At 48.9% G+C, this 4,043-nt stretch carries 8 protein-coding genes; 6 read left to right on the top strand and 2 right to left on the bottom strand.

Annotated features, from left to right (window positions below):
• The first annotated feature begins 607 nt into the window (after window positions 1-607).
• From H6F90_RS11675 to H6F90_RS11660, 4 genes are all read left to right on the top strand, one after another.
• Window positions 608-745, top strand: coding sequence for a hypothetical protein (locus H6F90_RS11675; RefSeq protein WP_190552645.1), 138 nt, complete (start codon window positions 608-610; stop codon window positions 743-745).
• Window positions 746-817: 72 nt separating this feature from the next.
• Window positions 818-1,123, top strand: a complete 306-nt coding sequence (locus tag H6F90_RS11670; protein ID WP_190552644.1) for a hypothetical protein — start codon at window positions 818-820, stop codon at window positions 1,121-1,123.
• Window positions 1,124-1,125: 2 nt separating this feature from the next.
• Entirely contained in the window at window positions 1,126-1,863 is a 738-nt protein-coding gene (locus H6F90_RS11665; protein WP_190552643.1) for a hypothetical protein, read from the top strand.
• A gap of 119 nt (window positions 1,864-1,982) precedes the next feature.
• Window positions 1,983-2,120, top strand: coding sequence for a hypothetical protein (locus H6F90_RS11660; RefSeq protein WP_190552642.1), 138 nt, complete (start codon window positions 1,983-1,985; stop codon window positions 2,118-2,120).
• 140 nt (window positions 2,121-2,260) lie between these two features.
• On the opposite strand, the gene H6F90_RS11655 is transcribed toward H6F90_RS11660, so the two are convergent.
• Window positions 2,261-2,413, bottom strand: a complete 153-nt coding sequence (locus H6F90_RS11655) for a hypothetical protein (RefSeq protein WP_190552641.1) — start codon at window positions 2,411-2,413, stop codon at window positions 2,261-2,263.
• An 89-nt stretch (window positions 2,414-2,502) separates the two neighbouring features.
• Here H6F90_RS11655 and H6F90_RS11650 point away from each other — a divergent pair, with 89 nt between their 5' ends.
• Window positions 2,503-3,177: a hypothetical protein gene (locus H6F90_RS11650; RefSeq protein ID WP_190552640.1), complete on the top strand. Its 675-nt coding sequence runs from the start codon at window positions 2,503-2,505 to the stop codon at window positions 3,175-3,177.
• 114 nt (window positions 3,178-3,291) lie between these two features.
• Here the strand turns inward: H6F90_RS11650 and H6F90_RS11645 are convergent, their stop codons facing one another.
• Window positions 3,292-3,498: a hypothetical protein gene (locus tag H6F90_RS11645; protein ID WP_190552639.1), complete on the bottom strand. Its 207-nt coding sequence runs from the start codon at window positions 3,496-3,498 to the stop codon at window positions 3,292-3,294.
• A gap of 164 nt (window positions 3,499-3,662) precedes the next feature.
• Between H6F90_RS11645 and H6F90_RS11640 the strand changes: the two genes are divergently transcribed.
• Window positions 3,663-3,956, top strand: coding sequence for a hypothetical protein (locus H6F90_RS11640; RefSeq protein ID WP_190552638.1), 294 nt, complete (start codon window positions 3,663-3,665; stop codon window positions 3,954-3,956).
• Window positions 3,957-4,043: the final 87 nt, after the last annotated feature.

Genomic DNA, 4,043 nt, shown 5'->3' with positions numbered 1-4,043 from the left:
GTAGGTGTCAATAATCTTTTGCCGTAGGTCAAGCGAGTATGCTTTCATTGCCCCTGAAACACTAATAATTCTCTACACTCTACCTGTACCTCACTAGATTGGAAAACGCTCTAAACCAAACAAAGTAAATAGAAAGCATATTGAACCGATTCATTCCGTTTTCCCAACAGCTCAGCAAAAGCAATGATCTTTGCAGACCTGGTTTAGCAGAGAGCAAAGCTGCATTTTGGAATGAAATTCATGACCCCACTCCTGATCACCAAAACTTAAATAATCTAGCTCTGATCGCTGGTGGAATGATTCGCCACACTGGTTTGGCCGGAAGGGGGTTCCTACTGATTATTGAGAATCAAGGCAAGACTTCTATTTATTTATTCAGCCAGATGCAGTAGGAAATAGTGCAGGCTGCTTGAGTACTACTAAGAGATAATGAGCCAGGGTATGACGGTCTTACAACTCATTCCGCCCAAGCGAACAGGGACTACTCAGGCTCAGCAGCTCCGGAAGTTACCAGCTCCGGAAGTTACTTAACCTTACCTTAGAAGAACAGATATAACTCTTGAAAACTGCCTGCCAGAGGTTGAAGACGACACGGGATAAGAAACCCTTGTTCAAGATCCCTACCAAGAAACCAGCTCAGCAACATTTCTGCGATCGCATTTGGCAATTCAGAAAAGACGATCAACAGTTGATGTTGGCACAACAGCAGACAATCGCAGCTCTGGAAATCTTACAAAACCTGTGAATCCGTTGCGAATCCCCTACCCCAACTAAGGTAGGCAATACTGCTTGCCACTATTCCTTTTTGATCAAACCAATGAATTATTTATCCGCTGGTATGCCAATCCGGGAAGTTAACCCACTCAAACTGCTTCCCGCTAACGGCCTAGGCCGCATTGGTATCTATGGTCAGCTTCAAGCTCAACAAGATACCATCTTGTTCCTCTTTGGGAACCACCCAGTGTATTGCGTTAAGTGGAAACATAGCCACTCCTCCTGGAACCAGCAATGGGGAACAAACTGGCTGTTTCTACTGGATCAAGAAGATCCAATAAAGTTCACTGCTGCCGATGGTCTGCATATCGCCAACAAGCAGATTGAAACAACCCTTTACCAAAGGTAGTCATGCACAAATTTTACTTTTCTGGGGTTGCTTCAAAAGATGAGCAGTTGATGCTGGAGCAAGCAGGAATTACCAACATTTTGGTTGATCCGATCGACTTGAAGCATGTTTTAGATTGGGGTGGGTCATTGGCTCTTGACTCCGGTGAGTACCGACGCTTTCGCCACCAACTAGCCGAAGTTGTTGACATTGAGGAATACCTATTTAAGATTGCCCGATCACGGTCGATCGATTGGATGGCAGCTCCTGACCTGTTTGCTGAACCGCTCTCGACTCTAGCCCGGTGGAATCAAATTAAGCACTGGGACGTTCCTAACCTGGTTCCAGTCTGGAGCTGGGATGCGCCCCTCTCAATCTTGCACCAATACCTAGACGAAGCACCCTGGGTTGGCATTGGGGGTTGTGTTCCCTGGATGCACTTGCAGGGTAAAGAAAACTTGAAAGCGAAACGAGAAAACCTCGCTACACTCAAATCTCTTTGCCAGCAGCATCCCAATCGTTTCCATTTATTCGGTTTGTGCTGGGAAGAAGCGATTGAAGTCCTAACCCCCTACCTCCACTCCGGCGACTCATCCCATTGGCTCTGTGGAGCCAGAAAAGGGCAAGTGATTTTTATGAACTCACGTACTGGCAGGTTGGGTAAGGCACCTGCTAAAGCCTTGCCCTTTGCCAAAGATTGGAGCCGTGAACAGCGATGCATTGAGAACGCAAAAGTCCTAGCTCAGTTTACTGCCGAGTAAGGAGAAGTCCGCTATGATTGACTTCCAAACTCTAACTCGCTGGCCAACGATGATGTATGAGATAAGACGGCCAATTGTGTCAGTTTGCCTAGGTATCCAATCCAGAAGACCGGGAGTCAGTGGAAGAGGCGATTGCTCAGATCCGTTATGCCAAAATTACTTTGCTAAAAGCCAAAGGATTGACTGATTTAGCTCGGCAAAAACCGTACCTACGGGTAATTCAAGAAGGCAAACTCAACCAAGGTGCTCCGTTTTAACCACCACTAATCAATCAGGAGATCTACAAAACAATGGCTAGCTCCAACCTGTAATCTGAACAGCGATGCGTTCTAGATGCGATCGCTCAACTCAGAAGCCCAAGAGAGGTTGCTTCTGCCTGCTTGCTGACTAACATCCTCTACTGGGGCCAACGGCAGCAAGTCTGACAAATACGCAGCAATCGCGGGGCAGCGCTTAGATCCACTTGTTCCTGCACAAGAACTTGATAAGTACTGGGGTAAGAAATCAACCGCTGAGCGATCGCCAATCGGAAATCGGAATCAAAAATCATCCTATTGGCTACCACTTGCGAGACTTCCTGAAAACACAAGAGCTTTGTATGATGCTCTTGAATCAAAATAGCTGATATAGCACCTCCCTATGGTCAATTCTTCTACGTCTCAGCCTGCTTCCCCGAGCATTCTTGCTAACTTGCTCGAAGCCGATGCCACCCTCGCCACCCAAGAAGCAGAACTCACCACACAACTCGCAGCAGTTCGAGAGAAACGCCAAAGTCTCCAGACTGTGATTGACCTGTTTACGACCTCATCTCCCACTTTGACTTCCTCCCAAGTTGGAGAGGATACTGCCGCTCCCGCCGAAGTCACTACAGAGGATACCGCTGCTGCTTCAGATACCTCAGCACCAACTCCTGTTGCCGCTGCTGAAGAGCCAGAGGAGGTAAAACCCAAGCAAAGCCGTTCTACTTCTAAGCCACGGGCCGCAGCGAAAAGCAGCAAAGCACCTCAAGGCACTAAAGCAGGTAAGCCAGGCAAACGATCGAACAACTGGCAGGATTACCTGCAACCTACCTTCCGTCAAACTTCTCTACCGACAGCGATCACGGCTGTGTTCCAGCGGCAGCCAGAGGAGCTCCTAAGTGTGCCTGACCTAGTTGATAAGATTTTTGTCGAGGCGATCCCTCAAGACGTGCGCACTATTGCTCGCAACCGCATGTTAAACATTCTTTCCACTGGAGCTAAAGAGGGACAGTGGTATCGGGGTCCTAAAGGCCGCTATAGCCTCTCCCAAAAAGTCGCAGAATCTAGTCGCTAGTCCATTTAAGTTCTATTGCGTCGCCGCAAAGCGCACCTGCATGGCGACGAAAGCATCAGCCTGCTGCCGCATAGTAACGAAGCTAGGCAGCAGCTTGTGCTGAGTCAAGCAAGGTCATTCATCGTAGGGCAGACATCCCAATCGCGGCCCTTCACTTCGCTGGGAATCGGATTCAGAAGCGTGGCATTTCGCTCCCACTTTTCTCCTTAATCCTGCTGCCGCGCTCAGTAAGCCTGTAACCTCTGTTTGACCTGACGCTGGAGTAGCAGAAATTCCTGCCGATCGCTCCCCATCCTCATCTACTCTGTTGAGTCTGGTCACTTGCTCAACCGCTCCACAAATATAGACGACATTGGGCTCTCAGTGGAAAGGCGAGCCGCGTGGATGTTAGAGCGACTCACAGCTGAATGTCGGCATTGAGAATTTGCAGCGTCAGTCGCTATTCGTGTTACATTTACAGAGAAGATAATGTAACACGAATAGCGATGCCATCCCTTCAAAGCTTGCAACAACGCCTCACAGCTTTAGAAGCTCAGATCGCAGGGCTGAAACAGGAGGGGGACTACCTCATCGGGGTGCGACTGGAACGCTCTGCCGCTGGCGGGACTGCTTCCCAAAGTGCTAAGCAAGACTTGAAGTACGCCCGATTAAGAGCGGGCCGAGGGAAACTACTGCCGAATGGTAAAAAGAGCATGTATGTGCCCGTGAGAGATATTGCTCGCTATGACGCGGCTTGCCGCCGAGGAGCACAAACAGGACTTACGCAGAGACAGACATAAACTAGAGGCATGAGCTTCACCAAACTGGATTACTGCCAGTACTTACTAAGCAGTCCGATTAACTACACGATGACGAACTTGGCTGAC

It is taken from the genome of Trichocoleus sp. FACHB-591, assembly GCF_014695845.1.
GTDB lineage: Bacteria > Cyanobacteriota > Cyanobacteriia > FACHB-46 > FACHB-46 > Trichocoleus.
This window is presented reverse-complemented; position numbering and strand designations above follow the sequence as displayed.